This is a genomic window from Microcoleus sp. D2_18a_D3, from assembly GCF_036702455.1.
In the GTDB taxonomy this organism is placed as follows: Bacteria; Cyanobacteriota; Cyanobacteriia; order Cyanobacteriales; family Microcoleaceae; genus Microcoleus.
The window spans coordinates 40,077-58,901 of the sequence record NZ_JAUBTK010000009.1 but is presented as its reverse complement, the minus strand read 5'-3'; the positions used below and the strand labels follow the sequence as shown (position 1 = coordinate 58,901).

Here is an 18,825-nt window from a genome sequence, read left to right as displayed (position 1 = left end):
TTGCGATCACTCAACACAGCTAACGAGAATACAAACTAATGGATAATTTCATTTACATTTTTCGCGCTGGGGGCATTGTTTCTTGGCCGCTGCTTGCCTCGTCAATCGCAGCAGTCGCACTGATTTTAGAGCGTCTTGTCTTTTGGTTTAAAGTGAATCGGCGACAGCGGCGGGTCGTCCGGGAAGTGCTAAAACTTTACAGTCAAAACCCGGATTCCGCCATCAAAAAGTTACAAGTAAACGCGGATTTGCCCTTAGCCCGAATTTTTTTGGAAGCATTAGAATTAGACTCGCCCAACATCGAAGAATTTTGTTTGGTGTTAGAGAGTGCAGCTCAGGCAGAAATCCCCGTTTTGAAGCGATTCAATACAATATTTGACACCATTATCACCCTCTCCCCGCTATTTGGGTTGCTCGGAACAGTTTTGGGCTTAATTACCACCTTTGACTCCCTCAAACTGGGAGATGCTGCAGGCACCAATGCCGCGGGCGTTACCGGGGGGATTAGCGAAGCCCTCGTTTCTACGGCAATGGGGTTAGTGGTGGCAATCTTTACACTCTTATTTGCCAATATGTTTCGCGGGTTTTACTTACAGCAGATTGCTTTTATGCAGGAAGCCGGAGGCCAGCTAGAGCTATTGTACCGTCACCACTACGAACAACTACCAAGAGAATCTAATTATGCGCCTACCCGATGAACCTGAGAGTATTGCCCAGATCAACATCGTGCCACTGATTGATGTAACCTTCGCCATATTGACGTTTTTCATTGTTTCCTCTTTGTCTTTATCCAAATCCGAAGGTCTGCCCGTAAATTTACCGAAAGCAGCAACTTCTCAAGTTCAGGACTCGCCTGCTAAAATTACCGTCACCATTGATGCTCAGGGAAAATTAATGGTTGATAAAAAGTTAGTCAACTTAGAGCAGATTGAGAGTACAGTGCGACAGGTAATGGGGTCAAATCCGAGCTCATTAATTGTGCTGAATGCGGATAAAAGCGTCAATCACGGAAATGTGGTGGAAGTTATGGATCGATTACGCCGAATTAAGGGAGCTAAGTTAGGGATTGCTACCGCAAAGTAGAGAGCTAATATAATTCCTAATTTGTAATTACCTCATACTTTTAAACTGAAATTATCCCGTGCAGATATACTCAAAAAGCCTGTAAGTCTTAAAAATGAATACAGGCTTTAATACCCCAGGGTAAGAGCATCTCAATTAGGCTTGACATAAGGATTTGAGAAGAAGCATCATGTATTCATCATTCATTGCAGCTCGTTTCCTTTTCTGTCGCAAGCTACGCTTGAGAGTGGTTTCTTGATTGACCGCATTCAGGGACATCCGTCTGAGCGCAGCCAAGTTCCGATGGCTATTCAACGACCGAATGCGACATCGCTCTTCATTGAAAGTGACATCTAAAACTTGGAGTTTAGACTAAGTACCTCAAAAAGTGCGAGAGCGGAGAGACTAGCGAAGGTCTATACTGAGCAAGATAGAGATAAAAATGCTTCTAGAAACATAGAGAAAGTCGGGATGGGGAATCGCCCCGACTATAAACGGGCGCAGAGGGATTGTTAGACTAGCAACGGTTAGCAGAACCCTGTGAAGCGTCAAGAATCACCGCACCTTCATGTCGGTGAGTATTTCAATCGAAACCAGCGATAGCCGTAGGCTTCTAAGGGAATAGAGGGCGAGTCGGCATCGATAGATTCATAGAGACGATCGCCAAATAAATCGAACAGATTGCTGTATTCGTTAGATTTGAGCGTAGCGGTACAAGGCTTGTCGGCTAGATTGTGCACAGCAATCACCATCCTGCCTTCCCAGTCGCAGCAGTGGGCTAAAACCGAGGGAGAGTCGGTTTCCAGAATGTGCCACTTGCCCATACCCAACTCAGGACATTGCTTGCAGATGCGGATTGCACGTTCCATCCAGTTAATTAATGAGCCAGGATCGCGCTGGGCTGCGGCGACATTGACTTGTTTGTAACCGTATTCTCCGTTGGCGATCGCAGGTCTGGCAAGGGCATCAGTTGCAGCCGTCGAGAAGCCACCATTCGCGGCATCTGACCATTGCATCACCGTCCGCACGCTGTCTCGACCTTCCAGCGAAAGGTCATCGCCCATGCCAATTTCTTCGCCATAGCGCAGCATGGGTGTACCAGGCAGGGTGAAAAGCAAACTGTACACCAGTTCAATCCGGCGGCGAGATCCTCCCATCATCGGTGGTAAGCGACGACGAATCCCCCGCCCGAAAATTTGCATAGTTTTCTCAGGGGCAAACGCTGCAAAAATTTCCTCTCGTTCCGATGAAGAAATGCGGTCTAACGTCAGTTCATCATGGTGGCGCACAAAATTAAGCCACTGACAAATAGGAGGAATATCCGGTAAGGTTTTTAGTCCCTCGCGCAATGCTGTGGATTCTTGACGCGCCAGGGCCAAAAACAGATGCTGGTTCAGCAAAAAGTTGAACAGGATGTGCATTCTGTCGCCCTTAGCAAAGTAGACAGGAATTTGATCGCGATCGACATTTGCTTCTGCCAGCAACACAGCATGACCCTGACGCGATGACACAAACTTTCTCATTTCTTCCAAGAAACCTCGCAGGCTTTCGGGGTCTGCACCTTCGATGCCAATTCCTTTAATTAAAAAGGGAACAGCATCAATGCGAAATCCAGACACGCCCAGTTCTAGCCAGAAACCCATAATTTTGCATATTTCTTCTCGTACCGCCGGATTGGCAATATTCAAATCTGGCTGTTCTTTATAGAAGTGATGCAAATAGTAAGCTTTTGCTTGTTCATCGTACTCCCAAATACTGTCCTCGACATCGGGAAATATCAGTTGTTCTGGATCAGTTTTGGGTGGATTTTCTGACCAGACGTAGTAATTGCGATACTTGGAGTTTTTATCGCTTTTAGCTGCAACAAACCACGGATGCTGATTGGACGTATGATTTACTACCAGATCGATCAGCACGCGAATTCCTCGTTCCCTTGCTTGGTGCATGAACTCGACAAAATCTCCCAGGGTTCCCAGTCGCGGATCAATGTTGTAGTAATCCATCACGTCATAACCATTGTCGCGGTTAGGGGAAGGATAAAACGGCAGCAACCACAAACAAGTAATTCCTAGTCCTGATAAATAGTCTAGGCGGTTGATAAGTCCCTGAAAGTCGCCGACACCATCGCCGTCGGAGTCCATGAAGGTTTCAACATCGAGGGAGTAGACAATTGCGTTTTTATACCAGAGGTCTTTCATTGCAGTCTATTTCTTAATAGAGAAACTGTGTAACATGGCTGTGTTAAGAAACACGGCAACATGGCTATTTAGCAAGCTGAATGCCACGGGTATAGCTCATCTTTCGGAATACGAACCTAAGTTTTGTTTGTTTGTCCAGATTCAAAATCTATCAATCTAAAAATAGATGAAATATCTCTCAATATAATAAATGAATTACGAAAAAAAAACGGTTGATTAGGCTAACTACCATTAGCAGGAGCGATCGCTACCAATTTCCGATTAGATGTTCATCCCAATAGCCACCTTGCTTAGCTTGTAGCTGCACTGTCTTCGCTCTCTTTCGCCAAGACAGTGCTTTCGCCACCAACCTTAGTTAAATCGGTCAGCCCTTGTCAATCCTAACGACATAGGAGTGGTGTTTGCCTTTAGCGATCGCCAATTCTGCCAACTAATCTTCTACCCAATTGAGTAACCCAAGAGAAGTAACAGCTCCAAAAAAGTGAGCGCCAATCAAATTGACGTTTGCCATCGTCACAAAAATATCTAGGGAACGAATCACATTTTCTGGCGCATAAGCTGCCATCGCTTGGGGCTGACTAAGAGTTTTTGCTAGGACTACAGCAACTGTTTCTTCAGAAGCGACAAACGCGATTAATACGCCCACCAAACTAGAAACTAATCCAATCCGTAAGGTGTGAGTAATATGTTCTTTGCTGGGATATACCTGGGAATTTTCGGCGTGCAAAAGTCTGCCTAAAAGCCTATAGCGAAAATCCCAAAAAATTCTAAAGCACAGCAATAATAGGCCAATTATTGCTAAAAATACCCCGAAACCAATACCTGCATTATTGGCTTGTTCGCTCATGTTGCGACCCAACATAGCAAATACTAAAACAATGCCGGAAACAGCACCCAAGAATAACTGTATCCAGAAGCTAAATCTACTGAACAAGCGAAAAGTTGAGACGAATTCGGTTTGGGTCAGGGGTTGCGACAAGGATTCTGGTTGATTCAGTTGATTCATTATATACACCTTATTGCTGAATTTGATCGTCAAAGCAAACGACGTAAGAAATAGGTTCTGCTTGTCTTCCTGTCGCAAGCGATCGCCTTGTGGTTAGCTATTAAAGTTTTCCTGAAAAGTCAGTTAAGGGCAGGACAGGATGCCGGATGTTTGGGAACCGAATTCGGCAATTTCCGGTAAATAAAAGGTTGAACTCAACACAGGCCGTGCCGTTGTGGTTGATTTGATTTTCCTAAAATCCTCCCGGTTCTGAACAATCAACTTTTTGCGACAATGGGAATTTAGAGTCTTAAAAATCGACTTAAGCAAAACGTCTATTGTCTCTGTTCACCATCTCAAAATCTTGCTTCTATCTCTATTTAATCTAACTAGCCCAACCTTGCCATCTGTCTGATGCCATAAGAAAATATCCCCCTGATGGAAGATGATTGAGGAAAAATTTATGATACAGCTTTGAGTTAAGTGCGATCGCTCGGAGTATTAGCGATAGATGCTGGATTCCCAACTCCCGCGCTGGGGCGCATCCATTCTTGCAACGTCCATAAGCTAGTTAGGGCAGCTATTGCAGATTTGTCAGATATATCATTATGGAAAAGCAGGTATTTTTGCTTTCCGTTTACACCTTAGCTCTTGATAGCATTCTGATTTTTTTTGACATTATTTTTAGCGTCGCCAACTCTAATTGTTATTCAAACTTGGGTTAAAGAAGTTTTCATCAAAAATCTACTATACCGCTGGCAGACTCCTCCATCAGGCAAGCCATCTTATAGCCCCTAAAGCTATATTTGTCAAGCCCAATAAATGTGAAATTTCTTACTCAATCAACCGATGACACTCCCGCTCAAGACAGATTTAAAAACTTTCTAAACAAGCTAATCTTTAAGTTAAGAAATAATAACATAAATTATCTGTTTAAGAACTCAGTTAGCTGGAAAGGAATGCACTATTGCCTATGGCAGCAGTCGTGAACAACTAAATTGTCAAAAAATATGAAACAGCCCAACTCACCCACCGACAGCATTAAACAGTCAATCGGACAGGCAGCTTCTCATGTGTGGTTTGAGCGACTGGCAAGATTGGGATATGCTTCCAAAGGCTTAGTTTACTTTATTGTCGGTTTTTTAGCAGCACAAGCAGCCTTTAGTATGGGCGGCAGGACAACCGATACTAGCGGTGCATTATCAGAAATTGTTAACCAACCCTTCGGTAAATTTCTGCTATTTCTGGTAACGATTGGCATTATTGGTTATGCCCTTTGGCGTATCGTTCAGACAATTCTCGACCCAGAACACCAAGGAGACAAAATGGATGCCAAGCGAATTGCCCAACGCATTGGCTACGCCTTAAGTGCTTTAGGATACGCAGGTTTGGCTTTAACGGCTGTAAAACTGATAATGGGTTCGGGCGGTGGTAAGAGCAATACAACCGAAGATTTGACAGCCCAAATTTTAGCGCAACCGTTTGGACAATGGCTGGTAGGATTGGCAGGATCAATTGTTATTGGCGTAGGATTTTCTTATTTCTACGAAGCATATAAAGCCAAATTTCGCCGCCATTTCAAGCTAGATGAAATGAGCCAAACCGAGCAAACTTGGGCGATACGGTTGGGTCGATTCGGAATTGCGGCCCGTGGGATTGTTTTCGTTATAATCGGTATTTTCTTAATTCAAGCAGCCAAGCTATCAGATGCCAGTCAAACGAAGGGATTGGGCGAGGTGTTGGCAATTCTGGGACAACAGCCTTTTAGTCCAGTGATTTTGGGGCTAGTACCTTTGGGTTTAATTGCCTATGGCATTTACTCGGTAATTCAAGCTCGCTATCGGAAAATTTTGCGCTCATAAGCTTGCCCGTTATACAGAGAGTTGTGAGTACAACAAGTTTTTTGAATTAAGAACTTATCTAACTCAAAGCTCAAAACTTTTACAAGGCTTCCTGATTAAATCACCTGCTTTTAAGTCGGGATATTTTAACTCAAAACTCAGGGCGGGCACGGGGGCACCGCCCCTACTCAACTCAAAACTCCTAAAAACTTATGGCACAAATTGGTTATCATGCTTCCCACGAACAGTTTAAGCCCAGTGAACTGCTGAAATATGTCCAAATGGCAGAACAAGCTGGCTTTACCCATGCCCTTTCTTCCGATCACTTTCATCCTTGGAGTGAAGCGCAAGGACAAAGTGGTTTTGCTTGGTCTTGGTTGGGTGCAGCAATGCAAGCAACGCCGAGGCTTTCCTATCGGGTTGTTTGCGCTCCCGGACAGCGGTATCATCCGGCTATTATTGCCCAAGCTGCGGCAACGTTGGCAGAAATGTTTCCCAATCGTTTTTGGCTCACGGTTGGCAGCGGTCAAGCGTTGAACGAACATATTACTGGGGATAAGTGGCCTACTAAGAGCGATCGTAATACACGCCTCAAAGAATGTGTCGATATTATCCGCGCCCTCTGGGCAGGAGAAACCGTCACCCATCGCGGTTTAGTGTGCGTAGAAGATGCAAAACTCTATACCCGCCCGCAAATTCTCCCATTAATTATCGGCGCGGCAGTTACCCCAGAAACCGCAGAATGGGTGGGCAGTTGGGCTGATGGATTAATTACGACTTCTCGCCCACCTGAAAAGTTAAAAAAAGTCGTCGATGCGTTTCGTCGCGGTGGCGGAGAAGGGAAACCAATGATTTTGAAAGTGCAGCTTTCCTATGACAGTAATGCAGAGAAAGCACTACAAGGCGCTCATCATCAATGGCGTAGTAACATCTTCAAAAGCAAAATGCTGACAGAACTGATCACACCCGATCAATTTGATGCCGCCGGGGAGTTTGTGCAACCAGAGGAGTTATATCAACACGTCCGCATCTCGGCAGACCAAGATCAGCATATTGAGTGGTTGCAAAAAGATATTGAATTGGGGTTTGATGAACTAATTTTGCACAACGTTAACCGAGAACAAGAGCAGTTTATTGAGGTCTTTGGCGAAAAAGTAGTGCCAGCGCTGACAAAAAGTTGATGGTGGAAAATCAGTATGTAGATGCGATCGCCTTTAGGATTGAGACTGCTTCCAAAATCAATTGTTCCTTTTAGCAGCACTAGCAGGAAGATACTTCGTAGCTTCCTGATTATTAGACAGCGGTTCGAGCAGACCTTGATAAACCAAAGCTTGATGAATTATGAATTAGCGCCGTAGCACTCCCCCGACTGAGCAACTCGGTTGGATTAAGAACTCTGGGATCTCGATAGTTGACCGGGATATTTGCTTTTGTCGCTGCGGCCACTTCATCAACCGCATCTTTAGGAATTTTATCGGCATCTTTATAGTAGGGCTTGCTGAATAATTGATCGATTTCTGGCGAGCGGGAGTGATCGATATATTCAAGCAGCGTTAACGATGAGTTTTTCCTGGTTTATTTTGAGGGAAACATAAGCGCAAGTTATGTTAAGTCCAAAAACAGGCATTGTTTGATCCGCTCGACATAAAAACACATAAAAAACCCGGCGCCACCAGGTAGAAAGGTTCATGACTAAAAAAGTGATAGCAATAGTTGTTTGTGAAGTATTATCAAGTTTTGCCATGATACGATTGAGACCGAATCTTCGTTTACCTTCCCCGAATTTACCCTCAATCGCATTCCTAATTCTGTCATCTTCCAACGCTTGCCTCTTTTTTTCTTTGCTGACATTTGCTGGGGGTCTCCCTAGGGGTGGTCCACTGATTCTAATGCCTTTTTCATGACACCAAGCTCGGTTTTCTCTTGTTCGATAAATCCGATCTGCATGAACGGACTCTGGATAATATCCTGTGAACCTATGATATGCTTCTACTTGGGCTTTCAAGTCCCCTGATTCGTTAAAGTTATCCCAGCTCATCCGGTCTAAAAATACATATCCTTCAAAACAACTGGCTGATAGTTTAGCTCCAAACTCTACACTTTTCCCTGCTTTCCCTCTGACAATGGGACGGATATGGGGTTGACTTAAACTTACTATTCTATCCTCAATGCTCTGTTTATTGTTATCAAATAACCATTGCTGTTGGCGATAGACCTCTGTGAGGACTAGCAAGGTTTTATATTGCTTTTTGTTCAAAGCTTCTAGAGTCGCACCCGCATCAATTAGCTGTTCAATATGAGAAGCGTTTCTTTTGATGTATTGAAGTTGTTTTTTAATTGCCTGTCTTCTTTTGTTGCGGGTGGGTCGTCTTTGTTTGGCTACTGCTAAGTAGTCTTTTCTTGCTAGATTACGGTAGGTTCTTGGTTTTTTATGGATTTTTTCTTTGATTTGTTTATACAGGATGTCGAGGATTTTTTCTGTATGAACTCTGGCTCTGTTTAATAGTCCTAAGTCGGTCGGATAGGTAATATCGGCGGGAGCGCAGGTTGCATCTACGATTAGTTTACCGCGATTGGTTGACTCATTTTTGGCGTCCGAATCCTTTTTTTTTTCGGGTTGGATTGGGGTAATTTCTCGCATCTTTTCGACCATGCGTTCGTTGACTTGATTAATTAGGTTGGGACTAATTCTTTGGCGAAAGTGCACTAATAAAGATGGGTCAAATGGTAGCTCGTTGCTGTAGCTCGATTGACCGATGAAGTATTGGAGATAGGGGTTTTCCCGGATCTGTTCTACTACTTCGCGATCGCTAATTCCTAATTTTTCTTTGATAATTAATGCCCCCAATGCCATCCGAAATGATTTAGCTGGTGCGCCTTTTTCTGTGGGGAAGTTGGCCGCATATTCTGATTCAAATTCAGACCACGGGATTATTTGGGCCATTTTTACCCAACGGTTGTCAGCAGACAATTTAGACCCGTTGGCTAGTTCAAAGTCTAAGGCTGGGAGGAGAGCAAGCTCAGCTTTCTTGTACACGATCGCAGGTGGTGATGCACGGGTTTTGACCTATTTTACCTGTTTATCACGGCGACTTTACTCTCGATCGCGCGATCGTATAACCGCGCCGTGTAACCTTTCTGCACTTATCCAGCAAGCCCTATAGTAGGCTTCTTGAATGGGAGGTTCTGCCCAATAGCCTTGAGGCACATCGTTAAAGCCACTTACATTGGATATGTTCCTAATTTTTGCGCGCTCAAAGGCTGGGCGGATATTGCCGCAAATTCGTCGCGCTCCATAGCCTGTTTAGGTCTAAATTTTCTATCAACTTCTCCTGTAACAATGCCTTTTTCAGCTAAAGATTGAATAAATGGACGCGCCCAGTAATTAGGCGGAACATCAGGAAATGCCTACTGAGCTTGTTGAGCTGCAACTGGCTCAGGCTTTACTAAAAAACTGGTCGCATAGATGCTAAACGACAAAGCTAAAAATGCTGCCCTTAATTCCCAGCCAACGCCAGGAATTAGACATGAGAAATCTCCTGTTTTTTGGCAGTCTTAGTGATAGTTTAGGTGCGTATTTGCGCTGCAACGCTCATGTGGTCGAAGACAGCGCAACTAAAAACCATTGTTCAATTCATTGGCCCTCTAACGCCCTTCCGTCTTCACGTCCAACTCTTCACGACGCAGTGTTTCCCTTGCCTCAACAATCTCCGTTTCAACTTCTTTCCTGATATTAACTTCTTCGCGCACGAAAGCTTCTTTTTTGATATCAGCAGTTTCTTCGTAAACTTCCATACGCATCACCTTTTCCTGCTTGAATGGAGTATCCCGAATTACTCGCGCACCTGCATTTTCTGGAGTTATACTCTCAATTACCACTCGCTCTTTTTCTGTGGGAATTGAAACTCGTGCCGTTTCGGTTTCAACTCGCTTGCCAATTGCTACCTCGCCAGTTTTGTGACGGCTTTTTTCTGCAACCAGTCGTTCTTCGTAGAGTCGAAATTTGTGATGCTCGCGCTCGTTCATCTGATACAATTGAGGCTCTTGTTCGTAAGTGTAGGTGTTGCGGTCATAACCAGCAGCCCTAGCTTGGTTAGAGACAGAACGCGACATAGAAACTGGTGCAGATGCTTGTACAGGCAATGAGGTTTCTAAAGGCAATGATGCTTCTACAGGTGCCGACGCTTCTACAGTTAGAGTACGATAAACACCCCGAACTTGTTCTTCATAATCGTAATCAACCACCATCCCATCCTCATACCTGGGTAGTCTTTCTGCTTGGTCTTTACTCTTCAAACCCGTCGCGTAGATGCGCTCTGCATCAACCTCCACTCTACAAAGAGCAACTGGAACTAATACCTTCTTGCCAAATATCCAGAAACCCGTGTCAACCACAAAATATCGGAAACGCCCTGTCTCATCAACTAGCGCGGTATCGATGGAGCCAATCTTCTCATCTGTATTTCCAGCATAGATATCCAGACCTTTGATATCTTCGCCATTAAAAGCAGCTTCGCGGTAGTTGGGATTAAAATCTTCAATTTTGTAAAGTAACATAGGAGTCCTTCCCTTTTTATCTACATCAAGTTATGCCCCCATTTTAGATAGATATCAAAATTGATGCTTCCTTCTTATGAAGGATTAAGTGAAACACAATAGTAGGATGAGTATATTTATTTTAAACTTTTTCTGTCTGTGGATAGATGACTTTTTCATTTTTCATCCACCTTCCGCACCCTCAAGTTTCACAATCGGTTTCTAACTATTTTTATAAAAAAATACTTTTAGAAATTAGACTTTGATACTGTACATTAACGAATAAAAAAATTATTATATAGCAACCCTAAATCATTCGCGTAATTATTGTAGGGGCAATCCCCCCGTGGTTGCCCCGATAGATAGGGGGTAGGCACGGGGGCACTACCCCTACAAATTTACATGAATGATTTAGGATTGCTATATACATAATTTATTACTTTAAAAATAGACTTTTATGTGAGATATTTTGGGCAAACACCTTTGAAAAACTTTGCCTTGATTATGCTACTCCCTATGTTTAAATATCATTATGAATATGCCACGTCGCCTCTTCAGCAAGCAATTTCCAATAACGAATGACTAATGACTAATAACTAATGACTAATGACTAATGACTAATGACTAATGACTAATGACTGATGACTAATGACTAATGACTAATAAAAACAAATTCCCTGGTCTAACCAGGGAACGAAAGATATTAAAAAAAGTAATGTTGTTTTAATAAATTGAATTTGCCAAAAAGCGGCGATAATTTAGTTAGTAGCAGCCCTTGTTGAGTTGAGAGCGGACGCCGGGGCGGGCAGTCCTGTGTAGATGCCGCACCCGATCGCATTTTCCAGTCTCAAGAAAACAGTTGCATTCATATTTGAGCACCAATTAAGCTTGGCTGCTGTTGCGAGTCTGGCTAGCCAGCTCCAACAGTTGCGCCCAGCGTTTTTGGACTTGTTTGGGAGTGCATTTGAGCGCGGTGGCGATCGCCTTCTCGCTTTCTTGATTCCGCTTCATTTCTAACAGTTGCTGCATTTCAGGCGACAGTTGAGCGCGAAATGCTTCCCATTTGTCCGAAGTCATTCCCAGCTTTTGATCCACATCAGCACCCAGCCATTCGTGGACGAGTTTCCAATTTTGAGTGCGGGCAAATTTTTCGACGTGGTACTTGAAACGTTGTTGCAAGTAGTCGCGCTGGCGGGAAGACAAACCGAGCGCGCGGTCAATTTCCGAAGCCGAAAGGTCTTGCAATTTTAAAGTTAAGTAATTCACGCATTCTGGCTGATTTTGCGATTCCAGATAGGCGATCAATTCCGAGACTACTCGATCGCGCAGCACAGCATCAGCGGGATCGACAGTTTCCGATACCATTTGCTCGCGCACTTGTTGCAGCGCCGGAGAGCGGCTGTACATTTCCGCATCTTCTCCCTTGCCCGACTCTACAGCCATTTCAATGTCGATCGCAGTTTCGGGAGGTTGACCCTTGGCAAATCCTTGAGCGCGCAACACGATCAGGCGTTGGCGGTTGCGACCGGGCAAACCAATTTGGCGCTTGGCGTAGTGTTCGGTGAAAGCCATGTACTCAGCCAATTCTAGCTGCGTGCGGGGCTGGTAGGTGACATCGAGTTGGTGTTCGCGGCGGAAAGCTCGCAGAGATTCGATGTAAAAGCCTTGCAAAAAGTCTTCAATCATGTTGTAGCGAGCTTGGAAGTTCAAGTTCGATCGGAAAGAAGCAACATGGCGGTAAATCATCGCCGCGAGGTGAGAGTGCAGTTCGACGCGGCCTTGTTTGGAACCGAGGCGGTAGTATTGCAGGGTTTTTTGCAACCGGTGCTCAGCCAAGGTGATTTGCCAAGCTTCAACTTCGCCGGAAATTTGGATGCGATCGCTCTTTTGGCAAATCCGTTCGACTTCCTTAGCAATCCGCATCGCCACTGCTTGAGCGCTGCGGCTGGCAGTTTTCATTTCGGCTTGCAATTCTTTGAGGGCGAAGTCAGCCAAAGCGAGGATATCGATGCTGGGAACAGTATTGATTTCGGCGTTTGGTTCGCTGGAGGTAGCCGGAATGCAGTTGAAGCCAGAAGCGGTGTTGCAGTTGACGGTGGTGGCAGTTTTGACAGTCATGGCATTTATCGGGTGGTAGGGCACAGCGGGTGTGCGAGGACATTTGTCAGAGAGTGAGGCGGCAGTTGCTGGCGGTTTCGCTTGCTGTGCTGATTCAACTCTCTATACATTGAATGTTAGGGAAATAAACATCATCGCAGTGATGCCAGTGTTCCACTCTCTCATGCAACAGTTTTTGGCTGCTGAATCTGATTCTAAGCGCTGGCTGTGGAAGATTGATTTTATTGCCGTTAAAGCCTTACTGTACAAGCATTCTGAGCAGTTATTTGGGTGGGGCGATCGCGAGGAAAATTGAGGGTGTTCCGGGGCCGCTGAGTGGACGATTTACAAACTGGTTTTTTAAGGGTTTGAGGTTCTGGAATCGGGATGGGAGAAAATGTAGCGAAAACCCATATCTTCTGAACCTACGCAACAGCAGTTAGGAAACCCGGTTAATCTGAAAATTTGCTCTTAGTAAAACGCGCAACGGTTTTTTTTAAACGAACCGCGAAGACGCTAAGGACACGTTCGGCGAAGCCGTTCCCGTTCCCCGCAGGGGTTCCCGAAGGGTAGGGTAGGAAGATAAGAAAAGTAGGGTGCGGTGCGGTGAACAGAGAGGCCTGTCAACCAACTCACCCCGATTCTCTCTCTAATATCAAAGTCACCGGCCCATCATTGTCGATCGAGACTTGCATCATCGATCCAAACAAGCCTGTTTCAACTTTTAAGCCGCTCTGGCGCAACTTTTCGACAAATTTATCATAAAAAATTTCCGCTCTTTCAGGAGCCGCTGCTCGGTCAAAGGAAGGTCGCCGACCTTTGCGGCAGTCGCCGTAGAGCGTAAACTGACTCACAACCAGCAACTCGCCGCCGATGTCTTGTACGGACTTGTCCCAGCGCCCGGTATCCGTGGCCGAGTCGGGAAACAAACGCAATTCCAGGCATTTGCGAGCCATCCAATCGAGTTCTGCTTCGGTGTCGGTGTCTGCAATACCTACAAGCAAGTTAAGTCCGCAGCCAATTTTGCCGACAATTTGACCTTCAATTTCGACTTGAGATGATTTTACTCGCTGGATGATGACTCGCATTGACCTGCTTTTTGGTAGCGTCCTAGGATTATTTCAACAGCAGCGCAACCGCCGTGTCGGGATGAAAATGAAATTGTCAGCCACTCACCACTAAATCTTAGATTAAGCGTGGGGGCTTCAAAGGCAAGTTTATAGTTGACCCGCCTGAGTGTTAAATGACACGGCAGGCTTAGGCTCGATCACTGGTTCAGGACACTGAGATTGGAGGGTTATGCGCGCACGGCTAATGTGTATGTCAACTAGACAGAAATGACCAAGCATTAAAATCAAACCCAAAAACAAGGCAGCGCAACCAATCAATTTGAGAAGGGCTAACAAACAATTAGCAAAAAAAAGAAAAATGTCATCTTGAATTTTTACCCAAAAACACCAAAAATTCCTTTGGAGTCGTGATAAAAAGAGCGAAATACAATCACGAATTCTTTTTAGCCGCCGATTGCTCATAGCCCGTCTCCTTGCAAGCTTGTTGTAATAGCTTAGCCGAAAACAATGAACGTGAGACGGTCAAGGGAAACTCCCAGACCTCGTTGAGTTTGCCAACTATTGCGCTGCTTGTGGGAAGTAGGAGTGGTGAGAGGTAGTGCGAACAGCATAAAGGTGCAGAGATTACGTAAAACCAACGCAACTCTGCACCTTTGAAAGCACTGGCGATCGTGCTTTTGAGATCGGCGGACAGTATAAGTGTGCGGCTCTGTTTTTGTTAGCAACAATAAAATAGGTCGATCGCTCTTTTTATTCGAGGGCACTCTTTTTCTTGGAGGGCGATCGGCCTTCATTGTCCCCATCCATCTCCAGTTCGCGATCGCGAAAACAATTAGACCGCGACACTCTTTGGTTTAGGTGAAAAGAATATTTTACTGTTAGTTCTTCCCAAAACCTTTACCGCGACTGGTTGAAGGCATACAAAGACAGTTTTCGAGTTGCGATCGCAAAGTCTCGGTATCCAAACCCTGACCGATGAGAACAAGCTGGTTTTTCCGCTCGCCTTTCCACTGGTCGTCATCCATCGTAAATCGCTTGCCGCTCAAGTGGAAAATATGGCGTTTGGGGCTTTCTTCAAACCACATAATTCCTTTCGCGCGAAACACGTTTGTTGGCAGTTGGTTGTCTAAGAAATATTGAAATTTCCTCAGAGAAAAGGGCTTGTCGCTCTGGAAAGAAATTGAGGTAAATCCGTCATTTTCTAAATGGTGGGAGTGGTCGTGATGGCCGTGGTCATGATGGTCGTGATGGTCGTGGTTGTGATGGTCGTGATGGTCGTGATGGTCGTGATGGTCGTGATGGTCGTGATGTTCGTGACCGTGATGGTCGTGACTGCTAGGAGTTTCTTCAGATTGGAAATATTTGTCTGATTCAAACAATCCCACGCTGAGGACTAGCGGTAGGGGAACTTCCGATTTTACGGTTCGCAGAATTCTAGCACCTTCTTTGACATCGCGAATCTTAACTTCCAACAAATCTAAATCTGCTTCTTCAACCAAATCAGTTTTGTTGAGGATAATTATATCGCCGTAAGCTATTTGACTGTAAGCTGCTTGAGAGTTGAACAAATCTAAGCTGTAGTTGGCTGCGTCTACTACTGTAACTATCGAATCGAGACGAGTCAGGTCGCGCAGTTCTGTGCCTAAAAAAGTCATTGCTACTGGCAGCGGGTCGGCGAGTCCGGTTGTTTCCACTACTAGATAATCAAGATTTTCTTGACGTTCCAGAACTTTGTAAACTGCATTAACTAAATCTTCATTAATTGTGCAGCAGATGCAGCCGTTGTTCAGCTCAACCATATTGTCGTCGGTGGTGACAATCAGTTCGTTGTCGATGCCGATTTCGCCAAATTCATTGACCAAAACTGCTGTTTTCAAACCCTGCTGGTTGGTCAGGATGTGGTTGAGCAGGGTTGTTTTGCCGCTGCCGAGAAATCCTGTAATAATTGTAACGGGTAAGCCGTGTTTGGGAGCGTCCATCGCCAGTTCTGTCTCGGACTGAGTTGTAGATTGCATAGCTTAACTGTCAAATAATGTCGATCGCACTTTCTTTATGGTTCTTATTGTATCTTAATTAGGACAAGGCCTCGTAAACCCAGTTCCTCGGAGAAATGTTGGGTTTGGTGGCATGGTATCTACGCATCAACCGGGAATCAGCCCGAAAGTGCAAAATAAGTGGGCCGCTAATTATCGGCAATTGCTAACGCTGTCGATCGCACTTTTTTATTTTTTTGATAATTTTTTTTCCGAGTACCTGTCGCTGTTTACCTGCAACCTGTTTTCCCGGTAAATTCAGCAGCGACAAATTTGGGACAGACTCAAGCCCAGTGCGATCGGCAAATTCCCGCTACTCTATAATAATTTTAATTATCAACCTGCGTAAAATATTTAAATCTCAACTATCAACTAAAACAGGGCGGTGGCTACCTATAGCCACCGCCCTCAAGATAGTATTGCGCTATCTTGCGTCTGTGCTTACGCAGGAAGCAAGACTGAATCAATAATGTGGATGACGCCATTATCAGCAGCAACATCGGCTGTTGTAACGGTAGAATCATTAATTTTGACGCCATTGGAAGCATCAATTTTCAATTCTGAACCTTCTACTGTCTTGGCAGATGTCAGGTTGACTACATCAGCAGCCATAACTTTGCCGGAAACGACATGATAAGTCAGGATTTTTGTGAGCTGAGGAATGTCATTAAGCAGTGATTCTACAGTACCTGCGGGAAGCTTAGCAAAAGCTTCGTCTGTAGGAGCGAAAACTGTGAAGGGGCCAGCGCCTTTGAGAGTATCTACTAAACCAGCGGCTTGGACGGCAGCAACTAGGGTAGTAAAAGAGCCTGCCGAAACGGCGGTATCAACGATGTCAGCCAAGAGAGTCACCTAGTTTTTGTAATCTATAAATCACTATAACGCTAAAAAGTTAATTTAGCTACATGAATTTTTTCTCTAGTTCTGTCAGGTTTTGTGATATTTAAGATAGCATTTTTTTATTTAACTCATTCCATAAAATACCTATCTAAAGGTAGATATTTGTTTTGCCGTTTTACTGTATTTTAAATTGTTGATGTGATCCTAAATACATTAGTAAGACGATCGCCCCTGCGCTGTTAAAACTAAACGCAGGGGCAATGGCCCGGAACCCTCGCCCCTGCTACAACATTTTGATTGACTTGGCAAAACATTTAACATTCAGCGCAGCGCTAACACATTACAAAAGCCCGCCACCCCGACTTATGGCAACAGTTTGGGAAATCCCGATCTAAACTGTTAACAACCATTAACTAGGGGAAGGGTGACATGAGATACAAACTACTAGGTCACAGCGGACTTCGCGTTTCCGAAATCTGCCTCGGAACCATGACTTTTGGGGAAGAGTGGGGTTGGGGGAGTTCCTACGACGAAAGCCGGAAAATGTTCGACGCCTTTGCAGAAGCGGGCGGCAATTTCATTGATACCGCGAATCTCTACACCAACGGTACTAGCGAAAAATATGTCGGCGATTTCATCGCAGCCGATCGCGAAAAATGGGTAGTTGCCACTAAGTATAGCCTCAACATGAAGAATGGCGAAATCAACGGTTTCGGCAACCACCGCAAAAATATGGTACAAGCAGTAGAAGCAAGTTTGAAGCGATTGCAAGTTGAATACATAGATTTGTTGTGGCTGCACGCTTGGGATTTTACCACACCCGTCGAAGAAGTGATGCGCGCTTTTGACGATTTGGTGCGCGCCGGCAAAATTCTTTATATCGGCATTTCCGATACGCCTGCTTGGATTATTTCTCAAGCAAATACGATCGCCAACCTGCGCGGTTGGACACCATTTATCGGCTTGCAAATCGAGTATTCTTTAAAAGAGCGAACTCCCGAACGGGATTTGATCCCTATGGCAAAAGCATTTGATATTGGCGTCACCGCTTGGAGTCCCTTAGCAGCCGGTTTGCTGACAGGAAAATACAACACTTCAGAAACAGCCAGCGAAGCTAAACGGCTGAATTCACCTGAATCGGGAAAAATTAACGAACGAGACCTCAAAATTGCTGACGAAGTTAGCAAAATAGCAGCCGAAATTGGCAAACCTGCTTCTCAAGTAGCCCTAAATTGGCTGATCCAACAACCAGTCGAAGTTATTCCGATTGTGGGTTCGCGCAAACTCTCGCAACTTCAGGAAAATCTAGCTTGTTTGGAGTTTGAATTAACTCCCGAACAAATGCAGCAGTTAGACAAAGTAAGTGCAATTGAACTGGGTTTCCCTCACGATTTCTTAAAGAGCTCGACGGTGCAAGATTTTGCCTTTGGAGGAGGACTCGCCAAGATTGACAGCCGCCGACTGTAAAGTTGCTGCTATTTTCTAGTCGCGGGTTTACGTGGATATTTGGCGTTTGATTGCAGATATCGGCGAACCCGCCCTTAGAGGGATGATTGACATTTGTGCTGTGGGCGCGAGGTTAAACTCACGCCCACAGCGCAAATGTCATCACCTTGGTTTCTTGCCACATACTCGCGCAAAATCTTAGGTTTATCGTTGCGGTTGCCTGGTTTCTATGGTATTGTTGAGACAGGTGCTGTTCGGTGAGTTTAACCTCAGTGCATAAACAGTCAATTGTTAATCTATCGGAAGTCAGATATCTCTGGGGCTACTTGGTATATTAGGATACAATTTTCCCAAATTAGTGATCCGATGAGTTAAAAAAAAGCAAGGTTTGTCAAATCAAAAAGCAACATAAACTTGATGGCAAATTTTCTCTCATCTTCCAATAAAGCAATAAAACTCGCTCTTTTTTCACCCCGTACCGGCCCGTTAAAAGTCATTTTACAAGGTCGATCGGCATTTTAACGGCTTTTGAACCCAGCGTGCAAGCTAGGTGTCTCCTGAGATAAAAGTCATCCTTCAGATAGAAGTTAGGGCCGAAAAACTGCGTTATATTTAACAGCAATAGCAAGTCAAACAATATTAACTTATCTCCCCGTTTCACTTCTGAAAAAAGCAGATAAGCCTGTTTTTCCGCAGCTAAACAGTTTCTTTGTTTTG

15 protein-coding genes and 1 pseudogene are annotated in these 18,825 nt (G+C 44.7%); 7 read left to right on the top strand and 9 right to left on the bottom strand.

The annotated features are described in order from the left end of the window. The first annotated feature begins 38 nt into the window (after window positions 1-38). Together QUB06_RS06665 and QUB06_RS06660 are read left to right on the top strand one after the other, a co-directional pair. Window positions 39-698, top strand: coding sequence for a MotA/TolQ/ExbB proton channel family protein (locus QUB06_RS06665; RefSeq protein ID WP_333434622.1), 660 nt, complete (start codon window positions 39-41; stop codon window positions 696-698). Continuing rightward, the gene (locus tag QUB06_RS06660; RefSeq protein ID WP_333289668.1) at window positions 682-1,083 is read left to right on the top strand and encodes a biopolymer transporter ExbD; all 402 of its coding nucleotides are present in this window, start codon (window positions 682-684) and stop codon (window positions 1,081-1,083) included. Before QUB06_RS06665 ends, QUB06_RS06660 begins: the two co-directional genes overlap by 17 nt. Window positions 1,084-1,628: 545 nt before the next feature. Here the strand turns inward: QUB06_RS06660 and QUB06_RS06650 are convergent. Both QUB06_RS06650 and QUB06_RS06645 read right to left on the bottom strand, forming a co-directional pair. After that, entirely contained in the window at window positions 1,629-3,260 is a 1,632-nt protein-coding gene (locus QUB06_RS06650; protein WP_333434621.1) for an alpha-amylase family protein, read from the bottom strand. A 430-nt stretch (window positions 3,261-3,690) separates the two neighbouring features. Further along, a complete protein-coding gene (locus QUB06_RS06645; protein WP_333434620.1) occupies window positions 3,691-4,266 on the bottom strand; it encodes a DUF3611 family protein in 576 nt (191 codons plus the stop codon). A gap of 989 nt (window positions 4,267-5,255) precedes the next feature. Here QUB06_RS06645 and QUB06_RS06640 point away from each other — a divergent pair. Together QUB06_RS06640 and QUB06_RS06635 are read left to right on the top strand one after the other, a co-directional pair. Continuing rightward, on the top strand, window positions 5,256-6,107 hold the full coding sequence (locus QUB06_RS06640) for a DUF1206 domain-containing protein (protein WP_333434619.1): 852 nt from the start codon (window positions 5,256-5,258) through the stop codon (window positions 6,105-6,107). A 191-nt stretch (window positions 6,108-6,298) separates the two neighbouring features. After that, window positions 6,299-7,267, top strand: a complete 969-nt coding sequence (locus tag QUB06_RS06635) for a TIGR03885 family FMN-dependent LLM class oxidoreductase (RefSeq protein WP_333434618.1) — start codon at window positions 6,299-6,301, stop codon at window positions 7,265-7,267. Window positions 7,268-7,629: 362 nt separating this feature from the next. Here QUB06_RS06635 and QUB06_RS06630 read toward each other — a convergent pair whose 3' ends face one another. From QUB06_RS06630 to QUB06_RS06620, 4 genes and pseudogenes are all read right to left on the bottom strand, one after another. Further along, window positions 7,630-9,123, bottom strand: coding sequence for an IS5 family transposase (locus QUB06_RS06630; RefSeq protein WP_333434617.1), 1,494 nt, complete (start codon window positions 9,121-9,123; stop codon window positions 7,630-7,632). Between the two features lie 185 nt (window positions 9,124-9,308). After that, window positions 9,309-9,479, bottom strand: a pseudogene (locus tag QUB06_RS34665) (S-layer homology domain-containing protein); the annotation flags it as partial. A gap of 252 nt (window positions 9,480-9,731) precedes the next feature. Then, the gene (locus QUB06_RS06625; RefSeq protein WP_333434616.1) at window positions 9,732-10,643 is read right to left on the bottom strand and encodes a DUF2382 domain-containing protein; all 912 of its coding nucleotides are present in this window, start codon (window positions 10,641-10,643) and stop codon (window positions 9,732-9,734) included. 861 nt (window positions 10,644-11,504) lie between these two features. Beyond that, on the bottom strand, window positions 11,505-12,740 hold the full coding sequence (locus tag QUB06_RS06620) for a HetZ-related protein (protein WP_333434615.1): 1,236 nt from the start codon (window positions 12,738-12,740) through the stop codon (window positions 11,505-11,507). Between the two features lie 43 nt (window positions 12,741-12,783). On the opposite strand from QUB06_RS06620, the gene QUB06_RS06615 reads away from it, so the two are divergent. Next, a complete protein-coding gene (locus QUB06_RS06615; protein WP_333434614.1) occupies window positions 12,784-13,035 on the top strand; it encodes a hypothetical protein in 252 nt (83 codons plus the stop codon). Window positions 13,036-13,351: 316 nt separating this feature from the next. On the opposite strand, the gene dtd is transcribed toward QUB06_RS06615, so the two are convergent. Next, on the bottom strand, window positions 13,352-13,807 hold the full coding sequence (dtd, locus tag QUB06_RS06610) for a D-aminoacyl-tRNA deacylase (protein WP_333434613.1): 456 nt from the start codon (window positions 13,805-13,807) through the stop codon (window positions 13,352-13,354). Window positions 13,808-14,667: 860 nt separating this feature from the next. Further along, entirely contained in the window at window positions 14,668-15,804 is a 1,137-nt protein-coding gene (locus QUB06_RS06605) for a GTP-binding protein (protein ID WP_333434612.1), read from the bottom strand. Window positions 15,805-15,916: 112 nt separating this feature from the next. Here QUB06_RS06605 and QUB06_RS06600 point away from each other — a divergent pair, with 112 nt between their 5' ends. Then, window positions 15,917-16,078, top strand: coding sequence for a hypothetical protein (locus QUB06_RS06600; RefSeq protein ID WP_333434611.1), 162 nt, complete (start codon window positions 15,917-15,919; stop codon window positions 16,076-16,078). A gap of 185 nt (window positions 16,079-16,263) precedes the next feature. On the opposite strand, the gene QUB06_RS06595 is transcribed toward QUB06_RS06600, so the two are convergent. Further along, on the bottom strand, window positions 16,264-16,665 hold the full coding sequence (locus tag QUB06_RS06595; RefSeq protein ID WP_333434610.1) for a fasciclin domain-containing protein: 402 nt from the start codon (window positions 16,663-16,665) through the stop codon (window positions 16,264-16,266). A gap of 426 nt (window positions 16,666-17,091) precedes the next feature. Between QUB06_RS06595 and QUB06_RS06590 the strand changes: the two genes are divergently transcribed. Next, window positions 17,092-18,129, top strand: a complete 1,038-nt coding sequence (locus QUB06_RS06590) for an aldo/keto reductase (RefSeq protein ID WP_333434609.1) — start codon at window positions 17,092-17,094, stop codon at window positions 18,127-18,129. Window positions 18,130-18,825 lie beyond the last annotated feature (696 nt).

Excerpts from the sequence above, each read along its gene's own strand:
- QUB06_RS06635 (WP_333434618.1), top strand. The coding sequence starts at position 6,299 with ATGGCACAAATTGGTTATCATGCTTCCCACGAACAGTTTAAGCCCAGT.
- QUB06_RS06650 (WP_333434621.1), bottom strand. The coding sequence starts at position 3,260 with ATGAAAGACCTCTGGTATAAAAACGCAATTGTCTACTCCCTCGATGTT.
- QUB06_RS06660 (WP_333289668.1), top strand. The coding sequence starts at position 682 with ATGCGCCTACCCGATGAACCTGAGAGTATTGCCCAGATCAACATCGTG.
- QUB06_RS06640 (WP_333434619.1), top strand. The coding sequence starts at position 5,256 with ATGAAACAGCCCAACTCACCCACCGACAGCATTAAACAGTCAATCGGA.
- QUB06_RS06625 (WP_333434616.1), bottom strand. The coding sequence starts at position 10,643 with ATGTTACTTTACAAAATTGAAGATTTTAATCCCAACTACCGCGAAGCT.
- QUB06_RS06590 (WP_333434609.1), top strand. The coding sequence starts at position 17,092 with ATGAGATACAAACTACTAGGTCACAGCGGACTTCGCGTTTCCGAAATC.
- dtd (WP_333434613.1), bottom strand. The coding sequence starts at position 13,807 with ATGCGAGTCATCATCCAGCGAGTAAAATCATCTCAAGTCGAAATTGAA.
- QUB06_RS06620 (WP_333434615.1), bottom strand. The coding sequence starts at position 12,740 with ATGACTGTCAAAACTGCCACCACCGTCAACTGCAACACCGCTTCTGGC.
- QUB06_RS06645 (WP_333434620.1), bottom strand. The coding sequence starts at position 4,266 with ATGAATCAACTGAATCAACCAGAATCCTTGTCGCAACCCCTGACCCAA.
- QUB06_RS06600 (WP_333434611.1), top strand. The coding sequence starts at position 15,917 with ATGGTATCTACGCATCAACCGGGAATCAGCCCGAAAGTGCAAAATAAG.
- QUB06_RS06605 (WP_333434612.1), bottom strand. The coding sequence starts at position 15,804 with ATGCAATCTACAACTCAGTCCGAGACAGAACTGGCGATGGACGCTCCC.
- QUB06_RS06665 (WP_333434622.1), top strand. The coding sequence starts at position 39 with ATGGATAATTTCATTTACATTTTTCGCGCTGGGGGCATTGTTTCTTGG.